Below are 24,921 nucleotides of genomic sequence, written 5' to 3'. Positions count from 1 at the left end.
CATCATAGTTTGCCATCCGAGGCTGACCAAAGACCCGCCGGCCCCACTGTTCGTGCAACGTAGCGGTGGGGATGATGGGTGACAACCGGCCGAAAACGAGGAGACCGGCGAGAATGCGCGCACCTGACACAAGAGCCGGACGGCAGGAGCTTCAGCAGGCCCGGGCCGAGAGTCGAAGCCTCTTCACATCCGCCTTCGTGTTCTCGATCTTCGTCAACCTGCTTATGCTGACCGGCCCGCTCTACATGCTGCAGATCTACGACCGGGTGCTCGGCTCGCGGTCCGAGGAGACGTTGCTGGCGCTGTCGGTTCTCGTGGCCTTCCTCTACCTGATGATGGGTCTGCTGGATTATGCGCGCGGCCGGGTCATGGCCCGGGCCGGGGCGCGCTTCCAGACGCTGCTGGACAGCCGCGTGTTCTCGGCGGTGCTGCGCAGCGAGACCGGCCGTCCCGGCGCCGAAGCCGCGCAGACCGGCCTGCGCGATCTCGAGATCGTTCAGCGGTTTCTCGGCTCGCCCGCGCTCCTCGCCTTTTTCGACATGCCGTGGACGCCGATCTTCCTGTTCGCGATCTTCATCTTCCATCCCTGGCTCGGAGCGCTGGCCGTCGCAGGTGGCATCACGCTGGTCTGCGTGACGCTGCTCAACCAGTGGCGCACCCGGCAGCCTGCGCTGGAAGCCGCCGGGATGGGCCAGCGCGCGGAGCGGATGTCGGACCAGATGCGCGACGAGGCCGAGGCTGTCGAGGCGCTCGGGATGCGCGGTTCCACCTTCGACCGCTGGCAGATGGCCCGCGGCACGGCGATGGACCTGCAACTTGCCGCCTCCGACCGCGCCGGCGCCTTTACCTCGGCCACCAAGTCGCTCCGCCTGTTCCTGCAATCGGCGATGCTCGGTCTCGGCGCCTACCTGGTGCTGCAGAACGAACTGTCCGCCGGTGCCATGATCGCGGGCTCGATCCTGCTCGGCCGGGCGCTCGCCCCGGTGGAGCTGGCGATCGGCCAGTGGGAGCTGCTGCAGCGCGCCTCGCGCGGCTGGCAAAACCTGACGCGGCTGCTTTCGGACGTCCCGCCGGAGATTCAGCGCACGCCCCTGCCGCGCCCTGCCGCGCGGCTCGAGGGCCAGCAGGTGACGGTGGTGCCGCCCGGCGAGAGCCAGGCCTCGCTCCGGATGGTCAGCTTCACGCTTCCGCCCGGCAAGGCGATGGGCGTGATCGGCCCCTCCGGCTCCGGCAAGACGACGCTCGCCCGCGCCATCACCGGGGTCTGGCGTTGCGCCGGCGGCAAGATCCGCCTCGATGGCGCGGCACTCGATCAATACGATCCGGACGTCCTCGGCCAGCACATCGGCTACCTGCCGCAGCGGGTGACCCTCTTCGACGGCACCATCGCCGAGAACATCGCCCGCCTGTCCACCCAGCCGGACCCTAAGAAGGTGGTGGAGGCGGCGCAGAAGGCCGCCGCGCACGAGATGATCCTGAAGCTGCCCCAGGGCTACGACACGCCGCTGGTTTCGGCCTCCAACCGGCTTTCCGGCGGGCAGGTCCAGCGGATCGGCCTGGCGCGTGCGCTCTACGGCGATCCGGTGATCCTCGTGCTCGACGAGCCCAACTCGAACCTCGACAACGAAGGCTCCGAGGCGCTCAACCGGGCGATCCGGCAGATGAAGTCCGAGCAGCGATCGGTTATCATCATGGCGCACCGCCCGGCGGCGATCCAGGAATGTGAACTCCTGCTCGTCCTCGATGGCGGCATCCGCCGCGCCTTCGGACCGCGCGACGAGGTTCTCTCCGAAGTGGTCCAGAACGCGGCCCAGATTCAAAGCTCCAAGGGGCAGGGAGGTGTCTCGTGAGCACGCGCAAAATTCCGTCGGCCCGCGGGCCGCTGATCGTCGGCTTCGTTGCCCTGCTGATCCTCGTGGGCGGCTTCGGCACCTGGTCGGTGATGACCTACATCTCCGGCGCCATCGTCGCGCCGGGCCAGCTCGAGGTGGAGCAGAACCGCCAGGTCGTCCAGCACCTGGACGGCGGCATCGTGGATGAGGTGCTCGTCGAGGAGGGCGACATGGTCGCCGCCGGCGACGTGCTGATCCGTCTCGACCCGACCGACCTGAGCTCCGAACTGGCCATCGTCGAGGGTCAGCTCTACGAACTGATGGCGCGCATCGGCCGGATGGTGGCCGAGCGCGACGGGCTGGACGAGATCGAGTTCCATCCTGAGCTCGCGGAAGTCGCCGCCGAGCGCGAGGAAGTGGCCGAATTGCTCGAAGGCCAGGAACGGCTGTTCGACGCGCGGCGCACAACGCTGGAGAAGGAATCCGAGCAGCTCGCCCGCCGTCGGGACCAGATCCAGTCGCAGGTCGAGGGGATCGATTCCCAGAGCGCGGCACTCGGCGAGCAGCTGGAGCTGATCGACGAGGAACTGACCGACCAGCAGTCGCTGCTCGACCGTGGCCTTGCGCAATCCGCCCGTGTCCTCGCCCTGCGCCGCGAAAAGGCCGGGCTTTCCGGCACCATCGGGGAGCTGACCGCGAGCCGCGCCGAGGCCCTCGGGCGGATGACGGAAATCGACATCGAGATCCTCAAGCTCGAAACCTCCCGCCGCGAGGAAGCCATCACCCGGATGCGCGACCTGCAATACAACCTCGTGGAGCTGATCGAGCGCCGCCAAAGCCTGCGGCAGCGGCTGGCGCGCATGGAGATCACGGCGCCGGCGTCGGGCATCGTCTACGGCATGGTCGTCAACACCCCGCGTTCGGTGGTGCGGCCGGCGGATCCGGTGGCCTATATCGTGCCGCAGGACCGCCCGCTGGTGATCGCCACCCGGGTCGAGCCGATCCATGTCGACGAGGTGCACGTGGGCCAGGAGGTCGTGCTGCGCTTCTCGGCCTTCTCGTCGCGGACCACGCCGGAGATGAACGGTGTGGTGGCCAAGATCTCCGCCGATGCCTTCACCGACGAGCGCACGATGGTGTCCTACTACCGTGCCGAGATCGAGCTGAAGGAAGGCGAGCTGGACAAGCTCGAAGGGCTGGAGATCATCCCCGGGATGCCGGTCGAGGCCTATATCCAGACCAACCAGCGGACGCCGATGGCCTACCTGCTCAAACCCTTCACCGACTATTTCAACAAGGCGTTCCGGGAAACCTGACGCCCTCTCCAAAGGAGCGATGCCCATGCCAGGCGTCATCGAAACCCGCCTCGCCGAACTCGGCGTGACCCTTCCCGACGCGCCCGCTCCGGCGGCGAACTACGTGCCCTACGTGGTGGTCGGAGACCTCGTCTTCGTCTCCGGCCAGATCAGCGCCGGACCCGACGGGCTCGTCACCGGCAAGCTCGGCGCCGACATGGGCGTGCCGGAGGGCGCGGCTGCGGCCAAGCTCTGCGCGCTCTCGCTCCTCGCCCAGTGCAAGGCCGCCTGCGGCGGCGACCTCGACCGACTGAAACGGGTGGTCAAACTGACCGGTTTCGTCAATTCCACGTCCGATTTCACCGATCAGCCCAAGGTCGTGAACGGGGCGTCGGACTTCCTCGTCGAGGCGCTTGGCGACGCCGGCCGTCACTCCCGGTCCGCGGTCTCGGCGGCGGCCCTGCCCCTGGGCGTGGCGGTCGAGATCGAGGCGATCTTCCAGATCGGCTGACCCAGGCAAACCATCACAGGCAGGCCCGCCATGACGCTCCATGCGGATTTCCTTTCACGCCCGATCGCGCACCGGGCGCTCCATGACCGCGCGGCCGGCCGGCCGGAGAATTCCCGCGCCGCCGTGCGCGCCGCGATCGCCGGGAATTACGGGATCGAGATCGATCTGCAGCGGTCGTCTGACGGGCAGCCGATGGTGTTTCACGACGACGACCTGAAGCGGCTGACCGGCGAGCACGGCCTGCTTCGGGAGCGCAGCGCCACCGAACTCGGCAAGATCGGCCTTCTCGGCGGCGAGGAGGGGATTCCGACCTTCGCCGAGATCCTCGACCTGGTCGCCGGGCAGGTGCCCCTGCTGGTCGAGATCAAGGACCAGGACGGCGCGCTCGGGCCCGACGTCGGTCCCCTGGAGGAAGCGGTCGCGGAGGTCGCGAAGGGCTATTCCGGCCCCATCGCCTTCATGTCCTTCAACCCCCACTCCATGATCGCCTTCGCCGCCCATGCGCCGGAATCGACACGGGGCCTGACGACCTGCGCTTTCGAGGCGGCGGATTGGCCCGCGGTGTCCGAGGCAACCCGGACCCGGCTGGCCCGGATCGCCGATTTCGATGCGGCAGGCGCCAGCTTCATCAGCCACCACGCCCGCGATCTGGGCAATCCCGCCGTCGAGGCGGTGCGGGCGCGCGGCATGCCGGTGCTATGCTGGACGATCCGCTCGGCCGAGGCCGAGATGGAGGCGCGCCGGCTTGCCGACAACGTGACCTTCGAGGGTTACATGGCGGCTTGATCCCGGCCCGGCCAGCGCCAAGTGTAGGGCCGCAACCAGATCCGAAAGGCGCCATGAGCCAGTCCGAGACCGCCATCGAGATACAGGTCCTCCCCTCGCTCGCCGTGATCCCGGCGGCCGAGTGGGACGCCTGCGCCTGCCCCGAGGCGGCCGACGGATTCCGCCCGCTCGACCCCTTCACCACGCATCGGTTCCTCACGGCTCTGGAAGACAGCGGCTCGGTCGGTCCCGGCACCGGCTGGCAGCCCTCCTATCTCGTGGCTCGGCTCGACGGCGAGATGATCGCCTGCGCGCCGCTCTACGCCAAGCAGCACAGCCAGGGCGAATACATCTTCGATCATTCCTGGGCGCAGGCCTACGAGAACGCCGGCGGCGATTACTACCCCAAACTGCAGATCGCGGTGCCGTTCACTCCGGCCACGGGCCGGCGTTTCCTCGTCCGGCCGGGGTTCGAGCAGATCGGCATGGGCGCCTTGGTCCAGGGCGCGGTGAAGCTTGCCGCCGACAACGGCGTCTCCACCTTGCACGCGACCTTCTGCACCGCCGACGAGGCGGCGGCGGGTCGGCAGATGGGCCTGATGCACCGCATCAGCCAGCAGTTTCACTGGGAGAACGCCGGCTACGAGGATTTCGACGGCTTCCTCGCCGCGCTTTCCTCCCGCAAGCGCAAGAACATCCGCAAGGAGCGCGCGACCGCGCAGGGCTTCGGCGGGCACATCCGGGCGCTCACCGGCGACGAGATCGAACCGCATCACTGGGACGATTTCTGGGTTTTCTACCAGGACACCGGCAGCCGCAAATGGGGCCGACCCTACCTGACCCGCGCGTTCTTCGAGATCGCCCACGAGACCCTGCGCGACGACATCCTGCTCGTGCTCGCCGAACGGGAGGGGTTCAACGTCGCAGGCGCGCTCAACTTCATCGGCCGGCGCGCGCTCTACGGCCGTTACTGGGGCGCCCTCGAACGGCACCCCTGCCTGCATTTCGAGGCGTGCTATTATCAGGCCATCGACTACGCGATCGCCCACGGCCTGGAGACCGTGGAGGCCGGGGCGCAGGGCGAGCACAAGCTGGCGCGCGGCTACCTGCCGGTGACCACCCATTCGCTGCACTGGGCGGCGGACCCGGGCTTTGCCCGCGCCATTGCCGAGTTCCTGAAGGCCGAGGCGCGTGCCGTCGACGAGGAAATCGAGATCCTGACGAGCTATGGCCCGTTCAGGCGAACCGGGGAGGACCACGATTGACCGATACCATCGAACCCGCCGCACTGGAGCGGCTCCGCGACGCGGGCTGGACCCTGGAAGAGGGCGGCAAGGCGATCACCCGAAGCTTCCGCTTCGCCGATTTCGTCGAGGCCTTCGGCTGGATGACCCGCGTGGCGATCCACGCCGAGAAGCTGAACCACCATCCCGAGTGGAGCAATGTCTACCGCACGGTCGAGGTGCGGCTGACCACCCATGACGCCGGTGGGCTGACCGAGCGGGACCGCAAGCTCGCCGAGGCGATGGACCAACTGGCCGGCTGATCCCACCCCCGGACGGCCGGGCGCTGCCCGCGTCACCAATTGCCTTTCGCCGCCCGGCGGCGATAGGGTGCGCGCGCGATCACGCCAGTCCAAGGAGGAGCCCATGTCGGGTATTGTCGTCGTCGGGGCCGGTCAGGCCGGCTCCTCGCTCGTGGCCAAGCTCCGGGCGGAAGGGTTCACCGGCAAGCTGACGCTGATCGGCGAGGAGCATGCGCCGCCTTACCAGCGCCCGCCGCTCTCCAAGAAGTACCTTCTTGGCGAGATGGAGCTGGAGCGCCTCTACCTGCGTCCCGAGGCCTTCTATGCCGAGAACGACATCACGCTGCTTACCGACCGCCGGGTCGACGCGATCGACCTTGCGGACAGAACGCTGGTGCTCGGCGGGGAGACGCTCGCCTACGACCAGCTTGCTCTGACCACCGGCTCCATCCCGCGGCGCCTGCCGCCGGCGGTCGGCGGGCTTCTTGGGGGTGTGCACGTGGTCCGTACCCTGCGCGACGTGGACCGGATCGCCACCGAGATCCGCCCCGGCGCACGGGCGCTGATCGTCGGCGGCGGCTACATCGGGCTCGAAGCCGCGGCGGTGGCCTCGAAGCTGGGGCTGGACGTGACGCTGGTCGAGATGGCCGACCGGATCCTGCAACGCGTCGCCGCGCCCGAGACCTCCGATTACTTCCGGGCGCTCCACCGCGGTCATGGCGTCGACCTGCGCGAAGGCGTGGGGCTGGAGCGGCTCACGGGAGAGGATCGTGTCACCGGCGCGCGCCTGACCGACGGCACGGACCTGACGGTGGACATGGTGATCGTCGGCATCGGCATCAGCCCGGCCACCGAGCTGGCGGAAGCCGCGGGGCTGACGGTCGACAACGGCATCGCGGTGGACGCGCAGGGCCGCACCTCCGACGCCAGCGTCTGGGCCGCGGGCGATTGCGCGTCCTTCCCCTGGCGCGACGGCCGGATCCGGCTGGAAAGCGTGCAGAACGCCATCGACCAGGCCGAACTCGTGGCGCGCAACATGCTGGGTGCGCAGGAGGCCTATGACCCGAAGGTCTGGTTCTGGTCGGATCAATACGACGTGAAACTCCAGATCGCGGGGCTCAACACCGGCTACGACCGGGTCGTCATTCGCCGCGGCGAGCGCGATGGCGTGGTCTCGCACTGGTATTTCGCGGGCGCGAGACTGCTCGCCGTGGACGCGATGAACGATCCGCGCTCCTACATGGTTGGCAAGCGCCTGATCGATGCCGGCAGATCCGCCGACCCGGCCGCCATCGCGGACCCGGCCACTGACCTGAAGGACCTGATGAAGGCATGAGGATCATCGCCGGACGGAACCGCGGGCTCGCGCTCGCGTCGGTGGGGAAGGGGGATACGGCCGCGCATCTGCGCCCGACCTCGGACCGGGTGCGCGAGAGCCTGTTCAATCTGCTCGCCCACAGCCATGGCGACCCGGTGGAGGACGCCCGCGTGCTGGATCTCTTCGCGGGGACCGGTGCGCTCGGGCTGGAAGCCCTGTCGCGCGGGGCGTCGCACGTGACCTTTGTCGACGACGGCGGAAAAGCGCGCGCGTTGCTGCGGGAGAATATCGAGAAGATGCGCGCACAGGGGGTGACCAAGGTCTTCCGCCGCGACGCGACACGGCTCGGAGAAGCGCGCGGCCCGGCCTTCGATCTGGTGTTTCTCGACCCGCCCTACGGCAAGGGCCTGGGCGAACGCGCCATCGCTTCGGCGCTGGCCGGCGGCTGGCTTGCATCTGGCGCCCTGGTGGTCTGGGAAGAGAACGCCCCGATGGACCCGCCGGAGGGCTTCGAACTGGAGGATCGCCGCAACTGGGGCGACACCCATGTCACGCTGCTGCGCGGCCCGGAGCGTGTGGGCAGCGCTACGTCCGAAAGCTGACGGTGCGCTGCCACTGAACTTGGGGAAAGAGGTATTTTCGCCAAGAAGACAAGCGAAACGGCGCGTCGTCTTCTTGGCTCAAATACCCTTGTTCCAGCACCGGATACTTGGTGCTGCCTGAAGAGGGTCCGCGAGGAGACCGGAGCCGTTACTGCTCCACCGCAGCCGCGACCATGGCGCGGGCGTCCTCGACCAGCGCCGCGCCGTCCAGGCCGCGGGCGGTGACTTCCGCGATCCACTCGGCGGTGACGTCCTCGCCGAGCGCCTCGATGCGGTCGGTTTCCTCGGCGCTGATCTCGCCGATCTCGTTGCCGGCCGCGGCCATGGCGTCGCGCCCCTCCACGTCGCCGGTGTCATGCGCCTTGCCGGCCCAGGCCGAGGCCATCAGGCCGGAGTTGGCGTCGATCACCGCCTTCAGGTCATCGGGCAGGCTCTCGTACTTCGCCTTGTTCATCGCCCAGATGAAGTAGAGGTTGTAGAGCGCCCGGTCGCCCGCGACGTCGGTGTGGCTGTCGGTCAGTTCGTCCAGCTTGAGAGAAGGCGACATCTCCCAGGTGATCACGCCGCCGTCGAGCACGCCCTTGGCCAGCGCCTCGGGGAAGCCGGGTACCGGCATGCCGACCGGCGTCGCGCCGAGTTTCTCCAGCAACAGAGTCGCCGGGCGCGACGGGCCGCGCAGCTTGAGGCCGTCGAAATCCTCGACCGAGGTGATCGCCGGACCCTTCTTGTGGACCAGCCCCGGGCCGTGCATGTGGGCGGCGATCAGGTGCACGTCGGCGAAATCGTCCATCAGGTGCTTCTGGGTGAAGTTCCAGGCGGCGACGGAGGCAACCTCGCCGGACTTCGGCATCATGAACGGCAGTTCCAGCGCCTCCGCTTCCGGGAAGCGGCCGGGCTGGTAGCCGGGGATCACCCAGCCGCCGTCGATCACGCCGTCGCGGATCAGGTCGTACTGGCTCTGCGCCTTGCCGCCGAGAGCCATCGCCGGATAGAGCTCGACCTTGATGCGCCCTCCCGACTGCTCCTCGATCGCCTTGACCCATGGATCCATGAAATAGGTCGGGTTGGCGGATTTGGGGGAGACGAAGTGCTGGAAGCGCAACGTCACCTCCTGCGCAGTGGCGAGGCCGGCCAGGGAGGCGAGGCCTGCCGCGAGGGCGAGGCTGCGTAGGGTGATGGGCACGAGACGGATCTCCTGTCGTGATGTCATCCATGGCGCTCCTTATGAAGCGCTCGCAGTGGCATACAAAACGGTCGGAGGGGCGACAACCGGCCTCGGGACATGCAAACGCCCACGGCGCGGACCATTTTCCCGGTTTGATTGACCTATCGGAAACCTGCGTTCCGATCCGGGGCGTTATTCCCAGGTCGGGTGGAACCGGTTGGCGGGAGAGAGGGTGAAGATCTCGCAGCCGTCCGCCGTCACGCCGATCGAATGCTCGAACTGCGCGGAGAGCGACTTGTCGCGGGTGACGGCCGTCCAGTCGTCGGAGAGCACCTTGGTCTCGGGGCGGCCGAGGTTCACCATCGGCTCGATCGTGAAGAACATGCCTTCTTCGAGGACCGGGCCGGTGCCCGGGCGCCCGTAGTGCAGCACGTTGGGCGGCGCGTGAAACACCTGGCCGAGACCGTGGCCGCAGAAGTCGCGCACCACGCTCATCCGGTGCGCTTCCACGTAGGTCTGGATGGCGTGGCCGATGTCGCCGAAGGTGTTGCCGGGGCGGACGGCCTCGATGCCCTTGAAGAGCGCGTCATGGGTGACCTGGACCAGCCGTTCCGCCTTTCGGGGCAGCTTGCCGGCGACGTACATGCGGCTGGTGTCGCCGAACCATCCATCGACGATGACGGTCACGTCGATGTTTAGGATGTCGCCCTCGCGAAGCTTCTTGTCGCTGGGAATGCCGTGGCAGACGACGTGGTTCACGCTGATGCAGGTCGCGTGCTGGTAACCTTTGTAGCCGATCGTGGCCGAGGTCGCCCCGGCCTGGACGACCATGTCCTCGACGGCCTTGTCGATCTCCGCCGTCGTCGCGCCGGGCACCACCAGGGGCGCAACCCTGTCAAGGATGTCCGCCGCGAGCCGGCCGGCTGCGCGCATGCCTTCGAAATCACTTGCCTCATGCAAGCGGATGCCATCTCTGGTCAGCCGGGTGCGGGTCTCGTCCACGTCGCGGGTCTCGTCTGGTTGGTTTTGCTTGCCGCCAACATAAGGACGTTGCCGGGGAAATGCCAGAACACGGGTCAGGCTTCTGCGGCTTGCGGGCGCGTATCCACCGGCAGCGGTTCGCCGATCCTGACACCGGCCCTGTCGATCACCGTGCCATGGCAGATCGCTTCCACCCCGGCGGCGCGGGCGGCGTCGAAGGCGGCGGCATAGGCAGGGTCCAGATCGCCGGCCAGCCGGAAGCGGGCGCAATCCGTGCGTTGCACCAGATAGAGCATCACCGCGCGGTCCCCGGAGGCGACCATGCGGGACAGTTCCCGCAAGTGTTTCGCGCCGCGGGCGGTGACGCTGTCGGGGAATTCCGCCCAGTCGTCGGTGCGCCGCAGGTGGACGTTCTTCACCTCGACCCATGCGTCGGGAAGCCCGGGTTCGTTCAGCAGGAAATCCACCCGGCTTCCCTCGCCATAGCGTACCTCGGGGCGGACCTGTGAATAGGCGGCGAGCGCGGGGATGGCGCGCGCCTCCAGCGCCTCACGGACCACGCGGTTCGGCACTGCGGTGTCGATCCCGGCCCAGTGCCCGCCAGGCAGCTCCGCCAGCCGCCAGCCGAACTTGAGCTTCTTTCGGGGATCGTCGTTGGGCTCCACCCAGATCCGCATGCCGTCGTCCTGCAGACCCATCATGGAGCCGGGGTTCGGGCAATGGACAACCACCTGCTCGCCGGTGTCTTCCAGCACGACGTCGGCCAGAAACCGTTTGTAGCGGCGAAGCAGCCGGGCGGGTACGAGCGGGGTTTGAAAGCGCATGGTGCGGGCCTATACCCCAATACGAGGCCCGACAAGAAGGAGAGAATCGATGCCCAATCCCACCGCCGCAATGCTGGTGATCGGCGACGAGATCCTCTCGGGGCGCACCCGCGATTCGAACATGCACTTCCTCGCCGGCGAACTGACCAAGCGGGGCATCCGGTTGGCCGAGGTCCGGGTCGTTCCCGATGACAGCGAAGCCATCGTCGCTGCCGTCCGCGCGCTGTCGAAAGCCTATGATTCGGTGTTCACCTCCGGCGGCATCGGCCCGACTCATGACGACATCACCGCCGATTGCATCGCCGCCGCCTTCGGGGTGACCATCGGCGTGCATCCCGAGGCGCGGGACCGGCTCGCCGCCTTTGCCGAGGCGCGCGGCAACGAGCTGAACGAGGCCCGGCTGCGGATGGCCCGCATCCCCGACGGCGCCACCCTGATCGACAACCCGATCAGCGCGGCCCCCGGCTTCACCATCGGCAATGTCCACGTGATGGCCGGTGTTCCGACCGTCTTCGAGGCGATGGTCGCCGGGGTTCTGCCGACGCTGGTGGGCGGGGCGCCGCTGCTGTCGCAATCGCTCACCATACATCGGCCGGAAGGCGAGGTCGCCGGGCCGCTTGGCAAGCTGGCGACGGAGTATTCCGACCTCTCCATCGGGTCCTACCCATTTTCACGCGAGGGGATCTTCGGCACAAACATCGTCATCCGCGGCACGGAACCCGGCCGGGTCGACGCCGCTATGTCGGATCTGGCCGAGCTCTTCCCCGAGGCCGTTCGGTGAGCAGACCGGAACGCGAGGCGCTCTTTTCCACCATAGACGCGACCTGGCCTGCCGCCCGCTACATCGACATCGACGGATGGCGCCTGAGGGAGGGCGCGGGTGGTGGCAACCGGGTGTCTGCCGCCACGGCCGCGGGCGACGCGCCGGAGATTGCGGCGATGGAGGCGGCGCAGGCCGGACTGGGGCAGGATCCGCTGGTCATGGTCCGTCCAGGGGAAGAGGCGCTCGACGCACGGTTGGAGGCGGCCGGCTACCGGGTGAAGGACCCGGTCGTGCTGCTGGCCTGCCCGGTGGAGCGGCTCGCCAAGGCGCCGCCGCCGGTTACCGCCTTTCACGTGGCCTGGCCGCCGATGCAGGTTCAGGCCGAGATCTGGGCCAAGGGCGGCATCGGACCCGCGCGGCTCGCGGTGATGGACAGGGTCATGGGACCGCGCCTGTCGCTACTTGGCCGCGCCGGGGATCAGCCCGCCGCCACCGGCTTCGTCGCGATCCACGGCGATATCGCCATGCTGCATGCGCTGGAAGTCGCGCAGGAACACCGCCGGAGGGGCGTCGCCCGGCACCTGATGCAGGCGGCCGCGCTCTGGGCCCGCGACGAGGGGGCCGCATGGTTGGCCGTGCTCGTCACGCTGGCCAACCCACCGGCCCGCGCGCTTTATACTTCGCTGGGCATGGAAGCTGTGGAAGAGTACCACTACCGCACCAGGTAACCCGCGGGTCCGAGGGAGGAACGTTCATGTCGGACACCCCAACCGCGCTCGATCTGCCGCCGGTTGAGCCGCTGCCGGAGCGCACGCAGGCCTATTTCGACCTCTGCGAGGAGAAACTCGGGCTGGTGCCGAACGTGCTCCGGGCCTACGCCTTCGACATCGAGCACCTCGACGCGTTCATCGGCATGTACAACGTGCTGATGCTGGCCGAGAGCGGGCTGAGCAAGCTGGAGCGCGAGATGATCGCCGTGGCCGTCTCCTCCGAGAACCGCTGCTATTACTGCCAGGTGGCTCACGGGCAGGCGGTGCGCGAGCTGTCGGGCGACCCGGAGCTGGGCGAGCGGATGGTGATGAACTATCGCACCGCCGACCTGGAGCCGCGCCAGCGCGCGATGCTCGATTTCGCGGTGAAGCTCACCCGCGCCAGTGCCGAGGTTACGGAGGCAGACCGTCAGGCGCTCCGCGAGTTGGGGTTTACGGACCGCGATATCTGGGACATCGCCTCGGTCGCCGGTTTCTTCAACATGAGCAATCGCATCGCCTCGGCCGTCGACATGCGCCCCAACCCGGACTACCACGCCCGCAACCGATGAGACGGCTCCTGCTACACTTCTGCGCGGCCTGCGCCGTTGCCCTGCCCGCGCAGGCGGTGGAGCTGACCCTGCCCGCCACCGCCCGGCTCACCGCGTCGAAGAGCGAGGCGATGGGCAGCGCCGATCTGCCGGTCGCCGGTTGGGTCGATGGCGGGGTCGAGATGGTGCGTGCCGAAGGGGCGGTCATCCGGCAGGCCTGGCAGATCCAAGCGTCCGACCTGACCACGCTTCAGATCCTCGTGCCGTTGCGGGATCAACTTGTCGACGCAGGGTTCGAGCCGGTCTTCGAATGCGAGGCGCGGGCCTGCGGCGGCTTCGATTTCCGCTATGTGATCGCGGTGTTCCCAGAGCCGGAGATGCACGTCGACCTTGGCGATTTCCGCTACACCCTGCTGCGGCGCGACGGGGAGGTCGGTCCAGAGCATGTAAGCCTGCTGGTCAGCCGCTCGGCCGTTCGCGGCTTTGTCCAGATCACCCGCGTCACCGCGGGGCCAGAGGATGCGGGGGCTCTGTCCGGCGTGACCGTCGGGGTCGGACCGGCGCCACCGGTCGGCAACGGCGCCGCCTCGGCTGGGCGGCTGGTTTCGGATCTGGAGGCCAAGGGCCGCGCGGTACTGGGAGACCTGACGTTCCAGACCGGCTCGTCGCAACTGGCCGAAGGCCCCTTCGCGACGCTCGACGAACTGGCCGCCTATCTCGCGGCGCATCCCGGGCGCGGGATCGTCCTCGTTGGCCATACCGATGCCGAAGGCACCCTGGCCGCCAACGTGGCGCTCTCGCGCAAGCGGGCGCTTGCGGTTCTGCAGCGGCTGTCGGAGCGCCACGGCATTGCGGAGTCGCGAATGGCGGCGGAGGGCGTCGGCTTCCTCGCGCCGCTCGCCAGCAACGCGACCGAGGCCGGCCGGACCCTCAACCGGCGAGTCGAGGTTATCGTCTCCGATCCGGACTGAGAGGCCCCGAGGCGCCAATCGGGGCGCAGCCCCGCGCGCGGCACGCGCGCCACCGCCCAAAGGGCTCCGCCCGAGGGCAATCCCCCGCCCGCCACGCAGCGATACCCCTCCACCAGAAAAAATGGCCGGAGCGGGAAGCTCCGGCCAGTCCTGATGCTTGAGACCAGGTGGGGGAAAACTCTTACCAGATATCCGGGCCCTTTTCGGAGAAACTCCGGACCAGGAAATCGATGAAGGCGCGCACCTTGGGCTGGGTGAAGCGCCCCGGCGGATAGACGGCATAGATGCCGAGCGGGTCGACCGGGAGATCCGGGATCGCCTCCTGAACCAGGCCCTGCTTCAGCGCGTCGGCATAGAGAAAGCTCGGCAGATAGGCGATGCCGAGCCCGGAGATCGCGGCGTTCAGCAGCGACTGGCCGTCGTTCACCGTCAGCCAGCCGGCGGTGCGCACCTGGCGCTTCTCGCCCGACGGCGCGGTGAGCTTCCAGACGTTGCCCGAGGACTGGTTGGAATAATGCAGCAGCTTGTGCTCGTTCAGGTCGTCGATCTTCTGCGGGCGGCCGTATTGCTCGAAATAGGCCGGGCTCGCGATCATCCGCTTGGTGGTCTCGGTCAGCTTGCGGGCGCGCAGCGTGCTGTCTTCCAGCTCGCCGATCCGCACGGCCATGTCGAAGCCCTCGCTGATCAGCTCCACGTAGCGATTGTTGAGCACCATGTTGACGGTGATCTCGGGGAATTCCTGCAGGAACTCGCCGAGAATCGGAGACAGGTGGTTCACCCCGAAATCCGTCGCGACCGAAATCCGGAGCAGACCGGAGGGCGCGGATTGCATCGAGGTTACAAGTGCGTCGGCCTCGCCCGCATCGTTCAACACCCGGCGGGCGCGATCGTAATAGGCCAGGCCGATCTCGGTGGGCGAGACGCGCCGCGTGGTGCGGTTGAGCAGCCGGGCGCCGAGGCGCGCTTCGAGGGAGGAAACATGCTTGGAGACCGCAGATTTGGAGATGCCCATCTTCTTGGCAGCGTCCGTGAATCCGCCCTGGTCCACTACCGTGGCGAAGGCTTCCATCTCGGTCAGGCGATCCATAGCAGCGGTCCTCATGAACTCATCATTGATTACGCTCCGGGTATCGAGGGAAATTCCGGCAAGACTGCGGCGAGGGGCCGACAATGTCAGGAAATTCTCCGGCACCGTTGTGGCGGTGGAAACACTGCCCGCCCACTCCTATATCGCAACTCCCTAAAATTGGGGAGATTTTTCCGGCGTTGGGCTGCCTCAATCGTTAAATTGACGCAATGGAAATCTCGAACAGGCTCCGATCCGGAAACAGTCACGCCCCCTTCGGCGTCAGAGTCGCGCTGCCAGACGTGTGCCCTGGTCGATGGCGCGTTTCGCGTCGAGCTCCGCTGCAACGTCCGCGCCTCCGATCACATGCACGCTGCGCCCCGCGGCCTCCAGCGCGTCGGCGAGGTCGCGCTGCGATTCCTGTCCGGCGCAGAGAACGACCGTGTCGGCCTCGATGAGCGATGGCTGAGTTCCGTCGGCCGACGAGACCTCGATCCCCTGGGGCGTGATCCGGTCATAGCCGACGCCGCCGCGCATCGCCACGCCCATCATCTGCAGTTCGGCGCGGTGGATCCAGCCTGTGGTCTTGCCCAGCCGTTTGCCCGGCCGCTCGGCCTTGCGCTGAAGCAGGGTGATCTCGCGGGCGGCCGGGTCCGGCTGCGGCCCGTCCGGTGCGAGACCGCCCGGCGTGACCTCCGGATCGCCCACGCCCCAGAAGCTGCGCCAGTGCGGCGGGTTCTCGGTGGCGCTTTCGCCCGCGTGCGCCAGGAACTGCGCGACGTCGAAGCCGATGCCGCCCGCACCCACGATGGCGACCTTCCGGCCAACCTCCGCTCCGTCGCGCAGGACGTCGATATAGCCGAGCACGTTGGCGCCCTCCTCGCCCGGGATGCCGGGGTCGCGGGGGCGGACGCCGGTGGCGATGATGATCTCGTCGAACCCGTCCAGCATCTCCGGCGCAACCTCGGTGCCGAGCCGCAGGTTGATGCCGGATTTCGCGACCATGGTTTCGAACCAGGCAATGAGCCCGTGGAACTCCTCCTTGCCGGGGACCTTCTTCGCCATGTTGAGCTGCCCGCCGATGCGGTTGTCGCGGTCGAAGAGCGTCACGGCGTGGCCGCGCTCCGCTGCCGTCAGCGCCGCGGAAAGCCCGGCCGGCCCCGCGCCGACCACGGCGATCCTCCTTTGCGCGGCGGCCGGCTCGATCCTGAGTTCGGTTTCGTGGCAGGCGCGCGGGTTGACGAGGCAGGAGGTCAGCTTGCCGCTGAACGTGTGGTCGAGGCAGGCCTGGTTGCAGGCGATGCAGGGCGCGATCTCGTCGGCCCGGCCTTCCGCGGCCTTGTTGACGAAGTCGGCATCGGCAAGGAAGGGACGCGCCATCGAGACCATGTCGGCGCAACCATCGGTGAGCACCTGCTCCGCCACCTCGGGCGTGTTGATACGGTTCGAGGTGACCACGGGGATCGAGACCTCGCCCATCAGCTTCTTCGTCACCCAGGTGAAGGCGCGGCGCGGCACCGAGGTCGCGATGGTCGGAATCCGCGCCTCGTGCCAGCCGATGCCGGTGTTGATGATCGTGGCGCCGGCGGCCTCGACCGCCTTCGCCAGCATCACCACCTCGTCCCAGGTCGAGCCCTGGGGCACCAGGTCGATCATCGACAGGCGATAGATCACGATGAAGTCCGGCCCCACCGCCTCGCGCACCCGGCGCACGACCTCGACCGGCAGGCGCATCCGGTTCTCGTAGGACCCGCCCCAGCGGTCGGTGCGCTTGTTGGTGTGGCGCACGAGGAACTGGTTGAGGAAGTAACCCTCGGAGCCCATCACCTCGACGCCGTCATAGCCGGCCTCGCGGGCGCGGGCGGCGGCGGTGGCGATGTCGGCGATCTGCTTCTCGATACCCGCCTCGTCCAGTTCCTTCGGCGGGAAGGGGGAGATCGGCGACTTGACCGGGCTCGGCGCGACGCAGTCGGGGCTGTAGGCATAGCGGCCCGCGTGCAGGATCTGCATCGCGATCTTGCCGCCGCTTTCGTGCACGCGGTCGGTCACGATGCGGTGGTTGGAAATGTCCTGCTCGGTAAAGAGCCCTGCCGCGCCGGGAAAGACGCCGCCCTCGCGGTTGGGGGCCATGCCGCCCGTCACGATCAGCCCGACGCCGCCCGCGGCCCGCTCGGCATAGAAGGTCGCGACGCGGTTCCAGTCCTTCGTCTCCTCGAGCCCGGTGTGCATCGAGCCCATAAGCACGCGGTTGCGCAGCGTCGTGAAGCCAAGGTCCAGCGGCGCCAGAAGACGTGGGTACGCGGTCATGTGATCCTCCCTGTTCCGCGGGAGACTGCCGGGCGCGTGGGGAGATGTCACGCGCAACGCGGCGTCAGACCTCGGGCGGCCGGGCCCGGCTCAGAGCTGCGCCCGCGGCCGGCGATAGAGCACGAGGTCGTCGATCCGGAATCCCGTCTGCGCGGGCTGCTGGAAGATCACGTCGACCCAGGCGGCGGTCACGCGCCGCTCGTTCATCTCGATATAGGCGAGGTCGAATTCCACCGGGATCCGCCCGGTGGCCTCCCGGGTCTCGGGCAACTCGCGCAGCCGGGTCTCGGTGTTCGGCCCGTGCTTCAGGTTGAACCGGGCAAAGACCTTGGCCGCCGGAGGCGCATCGAGGCGAAAGGAGACGCCGAGCAGGTGGCGGCGCGAGATCCCTGAGATCCCGCCGGCGGGCAGGTCGAGCGCGAGCGACAGGAACGAGCCGTCGAAGGCGCCCACGTCCATCGCAAGCCCGTGCGGCGCGTCGGCGTCCGGCGTCGCGGTCTGGACGATAGTGGCGGAGGCTGCGGTGGCGTCGTGGAACAGGGAGACGCCCGGCACGAGCGTCTGGCCCGTGCCTTCGACAGGGACGGGGCCGGAGAGGCAGGGCCTGGTCCAGAGGTCCGGCCGCCAGAGCCAGTCGGCGCAGAGCGGCCGTTCGAACCCGGGAAGGTCCGCCGAGGTTGCGATGCGCTCAACGGGCGTGCGCGCCCTGGCGCGGAGGCCCAGCCTTGTCAGCAAGCCGCTCGGCTCCCCCGCGTATGCCCGGTCGGATGGCCCACGCCCCTGTCCTGTCATCGCCACCGCTCCGTTGACCTGCCTGCGACCCTTCTAGGAGAAAAGCCGCGCGCTCTGCAAATCCCGTGCGGGATCAGGGTGCGGCAGGACTGGCGCGGCGGATGTCGCGGGCGAAGCGTTCCACGGTGCGGAAGCCATCGTTGGAGTTGATCGGCGCCTCGGCGACCTCCCGCAGGGTCGCGGTGACCATGCGGCCGTTGACCGAGAAGACCGCCCGCCAGCTTTGCGCGCCGAGAACCTCCGAGCCGCCCCTCTCGCGGACGTTGATCATGTAGGTGCCGTCCCGGAAACGGCTTTCGCCGAGCGTCACCGCGTCCGGATCGCCCTCCTGCGACAGGGCGGAGCGCCCGACGGAGGAGGCGAAGAACTTCTCGATTTCCGCCTGCGGCGGCATCCCCGCGGTGTTGGTGCCGTCGACGCTGGCCATCAGCAGGCCGGGCGTGGATGGCGCGGGGGCACCGTCGTCTCCGGTGATCGCGCGGCAGGAGGCCAGCAGAACGAAGGCGTCGCGCCGTTCCGACCGACTGCCGGACATGTCGATGCAATAGCCCGGAGGGGCTGCGATCACCACGGCGTTGTCGAGGACGGGGAGTTTTCGAAGCGCCGGCGCGGTGGGCGCGGCGCGGCTGACCGGGGTCTGCGTCGTGCAGGCCGATATCAGCAACATGGCGGCGCCCGAAAGCGCCGCCGTGAACAATGCAGGGTTAAAGATCCATGTAGACATGCCGCTCTTCTTTGCCACCCGGATGGGTCACGGCCCCGAGCCTTGCCCCACCCACAAGCTGCGCGTATTTCCACAGCGCGCCGGTGGCGTAAATGGTCTCTCGCGGTCCTGCCCAACTCTTTTTGCGTTCAGCGAGTTCCTCGTCGCTCAGCGCAACCGAGATCTCGCCCTTGATGGCATCGATGGTAATCATGTCGCCGTTCTGGAGCAACGCAATCGGGCCGCCGTGAGCGGCTTCCGGCCCGACATGGCCGATACAGAATCCGCGGGTGGCGCCGGAGAAGCGGCCATCGGTGATGAGTGCCACTTTCTTGCCCATGCCCTGACCGGAGAGCGCGGCCGTGGTGGCGAGCATCTCGCGCATGCCGGGGCCGCCGGCGGGGCCTTCGTTGCGGATGACGATCACTTCGCCTTCCTTGTACTCCCGCGCCTTGACGGCCTCGAACGCCTCTTCCTCGCATTCGAACACGCGGGCGGGGCCGGTGAAGACGCGCTGTTCATCTTCCATACCGGCAACCTTCACGATGGCGCCCTCGGGGGCCAGGTTGCCCTTGAGTCCCACGACACCGCCGGTGGGGGAGAGCGGGGTCTCGACCGGGTAGATCACTTTGCCGTCGGCCTCGCCCTCGATCCGGTCGAGCGCCTCGCCCATGGTCTCTCCGGAAGCGGTCATGCAATCCTCGTGCAGCAGGCCCGCCTTGCGGAGTTCCTTCAGCACCACCGGAACGCCCCCGGCCTCGTAGAGATCCTTGGCGACGTACTGTCCGCCCGGCTTCAGGTCGACGAAATACGGCGTGTCATGGAAGATGTCGCAGACGTCGAAGAGGTCGAAATCGATCCCTGCCTCGTGGGCGATCGCGGGCAGGTGCAGGCCGGCGTTCGTCGATCCGCCGGTGCAGGCGACGATGCGCGCCGCGTTCTCGAGGCTCTTGCGGGTGACCACGTCGCGGGCGCGGATGTTCTTTTCCAGCAGTTGCATCACCGCTTCACCGGAGGCGGTGGCGTACTGGTCGCGGCTTTCGTAGGGCGCGGGGGCGCCGGAGGAGTTGAGCAGCGCGAGGCCGATGGCCTCGGAGACGCAGGCCATGGTGTTGGCGGTGAACTGGCCGCCGCAGGCGCCGGCGGAGGGGCAGGCGACCTTTTCCAGCGCGCGCAGTTCCTCGTCGGTGTTGGCGCCGGCCTGGTGGCGGCCGACGGCCTCGAACACGTCCTGAACGGTCACGTCGCGGCCCTCGAAGCGGCCCGGCATGATCGAACCGCCGTAGATGAAGACGGAGGGCACGTTGAGCCGGACCATCGCCATCATCATCCCCGGCAGGGACTTGTCGCAGCCGGCGAGGCCGACGAGCGCGTCGTAGCCATGGCCGCGCATGGTGAGTTCAACGGTGTCGGCGATCGCCTCGCGGCTGGCCAGCGACGAGCGCATGCCCTCGTGGCCCATCGCGATGCCGTCGGTGACGGTGATGGTGGTGAACTCGCGCGGCGTGCCGTCGCCCGCCTTGACGCCCAGCTTCACCGCCTGCGCCTGCCGGTTCAGCGCGATGTTGCAGGGGGCGGCCTCGTTCCAGCAGGTCGCGACGCCCACGAACGGTTGCGCGATCTCTTCCTCGGAAAGCCCCATGGCGTAGTAATAGGAGCGGTGCGGCGCCCGCGCCGGCCCTTCGGTGACATGGCGGCTGGGCAGTTTGGACTTGTCGTACGGACGCTTCAGCATGGCTTTCCCCTGTCTGGCTTGCCGGTTGGAATAGACCCCGGGCCGAAAGGGAGCAAGGTGCTTCGCGCCGGCGGAGTCCGGCAGGGCGATTGCGCCGGGTCGCCCGACGGCCTACCTCTTCGCGGGAAAGGACGCCCGATGAGCTATCGACCGCACCTGAGTTATGTCGCGCCCGCGCGGGGAGCGCCCGAACTGTGGCGCACCCTGGCCGGTGCGGTGCTGACCGTCGTGGCGGGGATCGCGCTCTACCAGGCGGGCTTCGCGCTGGTGTCGAACCTGGTGGGTCTGGAGACCACGGATGCGATCCTCGAGGCCACCGACAGCAACAACGCGACGGCCTTCGCGGCGCTCTATTCCCTGTTCACCTTCGGGTTTTTCGCGGTCGGGCTCGCCCTTGCGGTCAATGCGCTGCACGGCCGCCACTCGGCGACGCTCTTCGGCCCGTGGGAGGCGGTGGTCTCCGATTTCCTGCGGGTGCTGCTGACGGTCGGCGGGCTGTTGCTGCTGCTCTGGGTGGTGCTGCCGCAGGATTACGAGACGGTCCGCAACACGGCGATGCCGCGCGGCACCTGGGTGCTGCTGTTGCCGGTCTCGATTGCCGCGATCCTGGTGCAGGCCGGCACCGAGGAGCTGTTCTTTCGCGGCTACCTCCAACAACAGCTCGCCGCCCGGTTCCCGACCCTGCCGCTGTGGCTGATCGTACCGTCGCTCGCCTTCGGCCTGCTGCACCTCGCTCCCGGCGCGGCCGGGCCAAATGCGCCGCTCTATGCGCTCTGGGCCACCTGTTTCGGGCTGGCGGCCTCCGACCTGACGGCTCGCACCGGCGCAATCGGTGCGGCCATCGGGTTCCACGCCGCCAACAACATCGCCAGCATCCTGCTGGTCTCGGTCGCCGGGCCGGGATCGGGCCTGGCGCTCTGGCACATCCCGATCCGGCTCGACGATCCCGCCATCGCGGCGCTGATGCTGCCGGAGTTGCTGACCACGTTCTGCTGCTGGCTGGCGGCGCGGCTGGCGCTCAAGGTCTGACCGAAAACCACCCGATTGCAGCACCCGCCATCGCAGGCTAACACCTTCAGGACAGGAGCCTTGACCAATGCGCGCATCAGCCTTCGAAGCGTCGCTGGCGGAAGCCAGGGACTACCCGCAACTCTGGCGGCTGGGTCTCGGCCTGGTGTTCATCGCCTTCATGTACGTGGCGATCGTGATCCCGATCACGGTGGGGGCGATCTTCATCCGGGCCCGGCAGATCGCCGCGCCGGAGGATCCGACGCCGCTGCACCTCGTCTCGGCCCTGGGCAGCCTGCAGGCCGAACTGACCGGCGCCACCGGGATCGCGACGCCGGAATCGGTGTTCTTCCTCCTCGCGACGTTCCTCGGCCTCTTCGTCGGCCCGCTGCTGGCCGCCGCGGCGTTCCATTTCCGGGGGCCGGGCTCGCTCTTCGGTGACCTGCCCGAGTGGACCGAGGGCTTCCTGACCGCGCTTGCCATGCTTGTCCCGGTCTACGCGGTGATGATCGGGCTGGGCTTCCTTGTCGATGCGCCGGTGCCCGGCCTGCCGCTTGCGGAGTGGCTTCGGTTCCTGCCGTTCGCGCTGGTGATGATCTTCATCCAGATCGGCGCCGAGGAACTGGTGTTCCGCGGTTACCTGCAACAGCAGCTTGCCGCCCGGTTCGCCGCCCGCTGGATCTGGATGGGGCTGCCCGCCGTATTGTTCGCGGCGCTCCACTGGTCGCCGGTGGCCGGGGCAAACATGCCGCTGGTGCTGCTCTCGGCGCTGGTCTTCGGCCTGCTCGCCGCCGATCTGACCGAGAAGACCGGCAGCCTCGGCGCGGCGATGGGGCTGCACTTCGGCAACAACGCCGTCGGCATCCTCGGCGTCGCCACCGCCAACACGATCACCGGGCTCGCGCTCTACGTCACGCCGGAGCCGATCAGCGCCGGCGGAGCGCAGACGCTTTCCATCGTGGTCTCGATCGCTGTGCTCGTGCTCGTCTGGTGGCTGACCCGGCGGCGCCTCACCCGCTGAGCGGGCAATTGCATTTGCCGGTCAGGCGGCATATCTCAGGCCCCGCAACTGGCGCGAAGGACCCTCCATGAACTGGATCTCCAACTACGTCCGGCCCAAGATCAACTCGCTGTTCTCCCGCCGCGAGGTGCCGGAGAACCTGTGGACCAAGTGCCCGGAATGCGGGACGATGCTGTTCCACCGGGAGCTGAAGGACAACCTGAACGTCTGCACCAGCTGCGACCACCACATGCCGGTGACCCCGCGGGAGCGGTTCGCGGACCTGTTCGACGGCGGCATCTTCACCGAGGTCGCGGTGCCCGAGCCGGTTCAGGACCCGCTGCATTTCCGCGACCAGAAGAAATATCCCGACCGGATGAAGGCCGCGCAGAAGGCCACCGGCGAGAAGGAGGCGATGCTCGTTGCCGAGGGCGAGATGGGCCGCACGCCGATCGTCGCCGCCGCGCAGGACTTCACCTTCATGGGCGGGTCCATGGGGATGTATGTCGGCAACGCGATCATCGCCGCCGCCGAACGGGCAGTGGAACTCAAGCGGCCGCTGATCCTGTTCTCCGCCGCCGGGGGCGCGCGGATGCAGGAAGGCATCCTGAGCCTGATGCAGATGCCCCGCACCACGGTCGCGGTCGAGATGCTGCGCGAGGCCGGCCTGCCCTATATCGTCGTGCTGACCCACCCCACGACCGGTGGCGTCACCGCGAGCTACGCCATGCTGGGCGACATCCACATCGCCGAGCCGAACGCGCTGATCTGCTTCGCCGGCCCGCGGGTGATCGAACAGACGATCCGCGAGAAGCTGCCCGAAGGCTTCCAGCGGGCCGAGTACCTGCTGGACCACGGGATGCTCGACCGGGTCACCGACCGCCGCAAGATGCGCGAGGAACTGGTGACGATCACCCGGATGCTGCTCGGCCTGCCGCCGGCGGTGATGGGCGAGCTGCCGAGCCCGTCGGACGCCGAACTGATCCCCGCCGACGTGCCGGCCGAGGCCAAGGCGCCTGCCGAGCCCGCACCCAAGGCCGACGAGGCCAAGAAGGCGAACAAGGCACGGTGACCGCCACCGACGATGCCCCCGTGACCGGCAGCGACGCGCTGCTGGCGCGGCTGAGCGGGCTGCATTCCACAGAGATCGACCTGTCGCTAGACCGGACGTGGCGCCTGCTCGCCGCGCTCGGCAATCCGCAGGACGCGCTGCCGCCGACGATCCACATCGCGGGCACCAACGGCAAGGGCTCGACCCTGGCCATGCTGCGGGCGGGGCTGGAAGGCGCGGGCCTGCGTGTGCACGCCTATACCTCGCCGCACCTCGTGCGGTTCCACGAGCGGATCTACCTCGCGGGCGCGGATATCTCCGAACCGACGCTCTCGGCGCTGCTGGCGCGGACGCTCGATGCCAATGGCGACGCGCCCGTGACCTTCTTCGAGGCCACGACCTGCGCCGCCTTCGCCGCCTTTGCCGAGATCCCGGCCGACGCGCTGCTGCTGGAGGTCGGCATGGGTGGGCGGATGGACACGACCAACGTGATCGCCGAGCCGCGCCTGACCGTCATCACGCCGGTCGCGATGGACCACCAGGCGTTTCTCGGCGACACCCTCGAGGCGATCGCCGGCGAGAAGGCCGGGATCCTGAAGCGCGGCGTGCCTTGCGTCGTCGGCCGCCAGGAAGAGGCGGCGCTCGAGGTGATCGAGGCGCGTGCCGCGCGGCTCGGCGTGCCGCTGCTCGCCCAGGGTCAGCACTGGCACACATGGGAAGAGCGGGGGCGGCTGGTCTATCAGGACGAGACCGGGCTGCTCGACCTGCCGTTGCCCGCGCTCGCCGGCCCGCACCAGATCGACAATGCCGGTATCGTCATCGCCGCGCTGCGTGCGCTCGGCCACGACGAGGCCGCCTGCGAGGCGGCGATGACGGGCGCGCGCTGGCCGGCCCGGATGCAGCGTCTCCGCCGTGGCCCGCTGGTCGAGGCCGCGCCGGACGCGGAAATCTGGCTCGATGGCGGGCACAACGCCCACGCCACCCGCGCTGTCGCCGCCACGCTCGACACCCTGCCGAAACGGCCGACCCGGCTGATCTTTGCCCTGCTCGCCAACCGCGATCCCGAGGCCGTGCTGGCGCCGCTGGCCGGGCGGGCCGACGGCCTGATCGCGGTGCCAATCCCGGGCGAGAGCGCCGCCGCCGATCCGCAGGTGCTGGCAGACGCCGCGCGCAGGCTCGGCATCCCGGCAGAGGTGGCGACCGATGTGGCCACGGCCCTTGCCTCCATCCGTGCCGAGACCCCGGCGGCGCGCGTCGTGATCTGCGGCTCGCTCTACCTCGCCGGCACGGTGCTGCGCGACAACGGCTGAGACCTGCCCGCAACACATCGCCCGGCACCCCCCTCGGGGCGTGGGAGACTGACCCCTCTCGTGCAAGGGTTCCGGTGAGTTCTGCGAGGGGAAACGG

At 68.5% G+C, this 24,921-nt stretch carries 24 protein-coding genes; 16 read left to right on the top strand and 8 right to left on the bottom strand.

The genetic code is table 11. The features are described 5' to 3' along the window. Window positions 1-113: 113 nt before the first annotated feature. From CHB86_RS13370 to rsmD, 8 genes are all read left to right on the top strand, one after another. Window positions 114-1,850: a type I secretion system permease/ATPase gene (locus CHB86_RS13370; protein ID WP_089233543.1), complete on the top strand. Its 1,737-nt coding sequence runs from the start codon at window positions 114-116 to the stop codon at window positions 1,848-1,850. Beyond that, on the top strand, window positions 1,847-3,148 hold the full coding sequence (locus CHB86_RS13365; protein WP_089233542.1) for an HlyD family type I secretion periplasmic adaptor subunit: 1,302 nt from the start codon (window positions 1,847-1,849) through the stop codon (window positions 3,146-3,148). The genes CHB86_RS13370 and CHB86_RS13365 overlap by 4 nt, the downstream gene beginning before the upstream one ends. A 25-nt stretch (window positions 3,149-3,173) precedes the next feature. Then, on the top strand, window positions 3,174-3,638 hold the full coding sequence (locus CHB86_RS13360; RefSeq protein ID WP_089233541.1) for a RidA family protein: 465 nt from the start codon (window positions 3,174-3,176) through the stop codon (window positions 3,636-3,638). Window positions 3,639-3,668: 30 nt separating this feature from the next. After that, window positions 3,669-4,424, top strand: coding sequence for a glycerophosphodiester phosphodiesterase family protein (locus tag CHB86_RS13355; protein ID WP_089233540.1), 756 nt, complete (start codon window positions 3,669-3,671; stop codon window positions 4,422-4,424). A gap of 53 nt (window positions 4,425-4,477) precedes the next feature. Further along, entirely contained in the window at window positions 4,478-5,668 is a 1,191-nt protein-coding gene (locus CHB86_RS24905; protein WP_217898305.1) for a GNAT family N-acetyltransferase, read from the top strand. Continuing rightward, window positions 5,665-5,949, top strand: a complete 285-nt coding sequence (locus CHB86_RS24900; RefSeq protein WP_217898304.1) for a 4a-hydroxytetrahydrobiopterin dehydratase — start codon at window positions 5,665-5,667, stop codon at window positions 5,947-5,949. The genes CHB86_RS24905 and CHB86_RS24900 overlap by 4 nt, the downstream gene beginning before the upstream one ends. 103 nt (window positions 5,950-6,052) lie before the next feature. Further along, window positions 6,053-7,264: an NAD(P)/FAD-dependent oxidoreductase gene (locus CHB86_RS13345; RefSeq protein ID WP_089233539.1), complete on the top strand. Its 1,212-nt coding sequence runs from the start codon at window positions 6,053-6,055 to the stop codon at window positions 7,262-7,264. Beyond that, on the top strand, window positions 7,261-7,848 hold the full coding sequence (rsmD, locus tag CHB86_RS13340) for a 16S rRNA (guanine(966)-N(2))-methyltransferase RsmD (RefSeq protein WP_089233538.1): 588 nt from the start codon (window positions 7,261-7,263) through the stop codon (window positions 7,846-7,848). The genes CHB86_RS13345 and rsmD overlap by 4 nt, the downstream gene beginning before the upstream one ends. Before the next feature lie 148 nt (window positions 7,849-7,996). Here rsmD and CHB86_RS13335 read toward each other — a convergent pair whose 3' ends face one another. From CHB86_RS13335 to sfsA, 3 genes are all read right to left on the bottom strand, one after another. Continuing rightward, on the bottom strand, window positions 7,997-9,058 hold the full coding sequence (locus CHB86_RS13335) for a TRAP transporter substrate-binding protein (RefSeq protein ID WP_089233537.1): 1,062 nt from the start codon (window positions 9,056-9,058) through the stop codon (window positions 7,997-7,999). Between the two features lie 147 nt (window positions 9,059-9,205). Beyond that, window positions 9,206-10,015, bottom strand: coding sequence for a type I methionyl aminopeptidase (gene map, locus CHB86_RS13330; protein ID WP_089233536.1), 810 nt, complete (start codon window positions 10,013-10,015; stop codon window positions 9,206-9,208). A gap of 74 nt (window positions 10,016-10,089) precedes the next feature. Further along, on the bottom strand, window positions 10,090-10,818 hold the full coding sequence (gene sfsA / locus CHB86_RS13325; protein WP_089233535.1) for a DNA/RNA nuclease SfsA: 729 nt from the start codon (window positions 10,816-10,818) through the stop codon (window positions 10,090-10,092). Between the two features lie 49 nt (window positions 10,819-10,867). Here sfsA and CHB86_RS13320 point away from each other — a divergent pair, with 49 nt between their 5' ends. The 4 genes from CHB86_RS13320 to CHB86_RS13305 are packed head-to-tail and all read left to right on the top strand — an operon-like array spanning window position 10,868 to window position 13,852. Beyond that, on the top strand, window positions 10,868-11,599 hold the full coding sequence (locus tag CHB86_RS13320; RefSeq protein ID WP_089233534.1) for a competence/damage-inducible protein A: 732 nt from the start codon (window positions 10,868-10,870) through the stop codon (window positions 11,597-11,599). After that, window positions 11,596-12,309: a GNAT family N-acetyltransferase gene (locus CHB86_RS13315; protein ID WP_089233533.1), complete on the top strand. Its 714-nt coding sequence runs from the start codon at window positions 11,596-11,598 to the stop codon at window positions 12,307-12,309. The genes CHB86_RS13320 and CHB86_RS13315 overlap by 4 nt, the downstream gene beginning before the upstream one ends. Before the next feature lie 26 nt (window positions 12,310-12,335). Continuing rightward, the gene (locus CHB86_RS13310) at window positions 12,336-12,902 is read left to right on the top strand and encodes a peroxidase-related enzyme (RefSeq protein WP_089233532.1); all 567 of its coding nucleotides are present in this window, start codon (window positions 12,336-12,338) and stop codon (window positions 12,900-12,902) included. Further along, window positions 12,899-13,852 (top strand): OmpA family protein, encoded by a 954-nt coding sequence (locus tag CHB86_RS13305; protein ID WP_089233531.1) that lies wholly within the window; start codon window positions 12,899-12,901, stop codon window positions 13,850-13,852. Before CHB86_RS13310 ends, CHB86_RS13305 begins: the two co-directional genes overlap by 4 nt. A gap of 181 nt (window positions 13,853-14,033) precedes the next feature. Here CHB86_RS13305 and CHB86_RS13300 read toward each other — a convergent pair whose 3' ends face one another. The 5 genes from CHB86_RS13300 to ilvD all read right to left on the bottom strand — a co-directional run bounded on the left by CHB86_RS13300 (window position 14,034) and on the right by ilvD (window position 20,455). Beyond that, window positions 14,034-14,939: a LysR family transcriptional regulator gene (locus CHB86_RS13300; RefSeq protein ID WP_089233530.1), complete on the bottom strand. Its 906-nt coding sequence runs from the start codon at window positions 14,937-14,939 to the stop codon at window positions 14,034-14,036. Window positions 14,940-15,200: 261 nt separating this feature from the next. Then, window positions 15,201-17,225: an FAD-dependent oxidoreductase gene (locus CHB86_RS13295; RefSeq protein ID WP_089233529.1), complete on the bottom strand. Its 2,025-nt coding sequence runs from the start codon at window positions 17,223-17,225 to the stop codon at window positions 15,201-15,203. Window positions 17,226-17,315: 90 nt separating this feature from the next. After that, on the bottom strand, window positions 17,316-17,960 hold the full coding sequence (locus CHB86_RS13290) for a DUF6478 family protein (RefSeq protein WP_089233528.1): 645 nt from the start codon (window positions 17,958-17,960) through the stop codon (window positions 17,316-17,318). A gap of 130 nt (window positions 17,961-18,090) precedes the next feature. Further along, window positions 18,091-18,741 carry a hypothetical protein gene (locus CHB86_RS13285; RefSeq protein ID WP_141134894.1) on the bottom strand — a complete coding sequence of 217 codons (651 nt, stop codon included), beginning with the start codon at window positions 18,739-18,741 and terminating at the stop codon, window positions 18,091-18,093. Next, window positions 18,722-20,455: a dihydroxy-acid dehydratase gene (gene ilvD / locus CHB86_RS13280; protein WP_089233526.1), complete on the bottom strand. Its 1,734-nt coding sequence runs from the start codon at window positions 20,453-20,455 to the stop codon at window positions 18,722-18,724. The genes CHB86_RS13285 and ilvD overlap by 20 nt, the downstream gene beginning before the upstream one ends. A gap of 138 nt (window positions 20,456-20,593) precedes the next feature. On the opposite strand from ilvD, the gene CHB86_RS13275 reads away from it, so the two are divergent. From CHB86_RS13275 to CHB86_RS13260, 4 genes are all read left to right on the top strand, one after another. Next, a complete protein-coding gene (locus tag CHB86_RS13275; RefSeq protein ID WP_176442867.1) occupies window positions 20,594-21,484 on the top strand; it encodes a CPBP family intramembrane glutamic endopeptidase in 891 nt (296 codons plus the stop codon). A 67-nt stretch (window positions 21,485-21,551) separates the two neighbouring features. Continuing rightward, window positions 21,552-22,484: a CPBP family intramembrane glutamic endopeptidase gene (locus CHB86_RS13270; RefSeq protein WP_089233524.1), complete on the top strand. Its 933-nt coding sequence runs from the start codon at window positions 21,552-21,554 to the stop codon at window positions 22,482-22,484. A 67-nt stretch (window positions 22,485-22,551) separates the two neighbouring features. Next, window positions 22,552-23,535, top strand: a complete 984-nt coding sequence (gene accD / locus CHB86_RS13265; RefSeq protein ID WP_089233523.1) for an acetyl-CoA carboxylase, carboxyltransferase subunit beta — start codon at window positions 22,552-22,554, stop codon at window positions 23,533-23,535. Continuing rightward, a complete protein-coding gene (locus CHB86_RS13260; protein WP_245837954.1) occupies window positions 23,532-24,824 on the top strand; it encodes a bifunctional folylpolyglutamate synthase/dihydrofolate synthase in 1,293 nt (430 codons plus the stop codon). Before accD ends, CHB86_RS13260 begins: the two co-directional genes overlap by 4 nt. Window positions 24,825-24,921: the final 97 nt, after the last annotated feature.

The sequence above is a fragment of the Tropicimonas sediminicola genome (assembly GCF_900188335.1).
GTDB classification, from domain to species: domain Bacteria; phylum Pseudomonadota; class Alphaproteobacteria; order Rhodobacterales; family Rhodobacteraceae; genus Tropicimonas; species Tropicimonas sediminicola.
This window is presented reverse-complemented; position numbering and strand designations above follow the sequence as displayed.

What these genes read in the sequence shown, in the direction of transcription:
- CHB86_RS13370 (WP_089233543.1), top strand. Translation starts at nt 114, where the DNA reads ATGCGCGCACCTGACACAAGAGCCGGACGGCAGGAGCTTCAGCAGGCC.
- CHB86_RS13360 (WP_089233541.1), top strand. Translation starts at nt 3,174, where the DNA reads ATGCCAGGCGTCATCGAAACCCGCCTCGCCGAACTCGGCGTGACCCTT.
- CHB86_RS13355 (WP_089233540.1), top strand. Translation starts at nt 3,669, where the DNA reads ATGACGCTCCATGCGGATTTCCTTTCACGCCCGATCGCGCACCGGGCG.
- CHB86_RS24905 (WP_217898305.1), top strand. Translation starts at nt 4,478, where the DNA reads ATGAGCCAGTCCGAGACCGCCATCGAGATACAGGTCCTCCCCTCGCTC.
- CHB86_RS13345 (WP_089233539.1), top strand. Translation starts at nt 6,053, where the DNA reads ATGTCGGGTATTGTCGTCGTCGGGGCCGGTCAGGCCGGCTCCTCGCTC.
- rsmD (WP_089233538.1), top strand. Translation starts at nt 7,261, where the DNA reads ATGAGGATCATCGCCGGACGGAACCGCGGGCTCGCGCTCGCGTCGGTG.
- CHB86_RS13335 (WP_089233537.1), bottom strand. Translation starts at nt 9,058, where the DNA reads ATGACATCACGACAGGAGATCCGTCTCGTGCCCATCACCCTACGCAGC.
- sfsA (WP_089233535.1), bottom strand. Translation starts at nt 10,818, where the DNA reads ATGCGCTTTCAAACCCCGCTCGTACCCGCCCGGCTGCTTCGCCGCTAC.
- CHB86_RS13320 (WP_089233534.1), top strand. Translation starts at nt 10,868, where the DNA reads ATGCCCAATCCCACCGCCGCAATGCTGGTGATCGGCGACGAGATCCTC.
- CHB86_RS13310 (WP_089233532.1), top strand. Translation starts at nt 12,336, where the DNA reads ATGTCGGACACCCCAACCGCGCTCGATCTGCCGCCGGTTGAGCCGCTG.
- CHB86_RS13305 (WP_089233531.1), top strand. Translation starts at nt 12,899, where the DNA reads ATGAGACGGCTCCTGCTACACTTCTGCGCGGCCTGCGCCGTTGCCCTG.
- CHB86_RS13300 (WP_089233530.1), bottom strand. Translation starts at nt 14,939, where the DNA reads ATGGATCGCCTGACCGAGATGGAAGCCTTCGCCACGGTAGTGGACCAG.
- CHB86_RS13295 (WP_089233529.1), bottom strand. Translation starts at nt 17,225, where the DNA reads ATGACCGCGTACCCACGTCTTCTGGCGCCGCTGGACCTTGGCTTCACG.
- CHB86_RS13285 (WP_141134894.1), bottom strand. Translation starts at nt 18,741, where the DNA reads ATGTCTACATGGATCTTTAACCCTGCATTGTTCACGGCGGCGCTTTCG.
- ilvD (WP_089233526.1), bottom strand. Translation starts at nt 20,455, where the DNA reads ATGCTGAAGCGTCCGTACGACAAGTCCAAACTGCCCAGCCGCCATGTC.
- CHB86_RS13275 (WP_176442867.1), top strand. Translation starts at nt 20,594, where the DNA reads ATGAGCTATCGACCGCACCTGAGTTATGTCGCGCCCGCGCGGGGAGCG.
- CHB86_RS13270 (WP_089233524.1), top strand. Translation starts at nt 21,552, where the DNA reads ATGCGCGCATCAGCCTTCGAAGCGTCGCTGGCGGAAGCCAGGGACTAC.
- accD (WP_089233523.1), top strand. Translation starts at nt 22,552, where the DNA reads ATGAACTGGATCTCCAACTACGTCCGGCCCAAGATCAACTCGCTGTTC.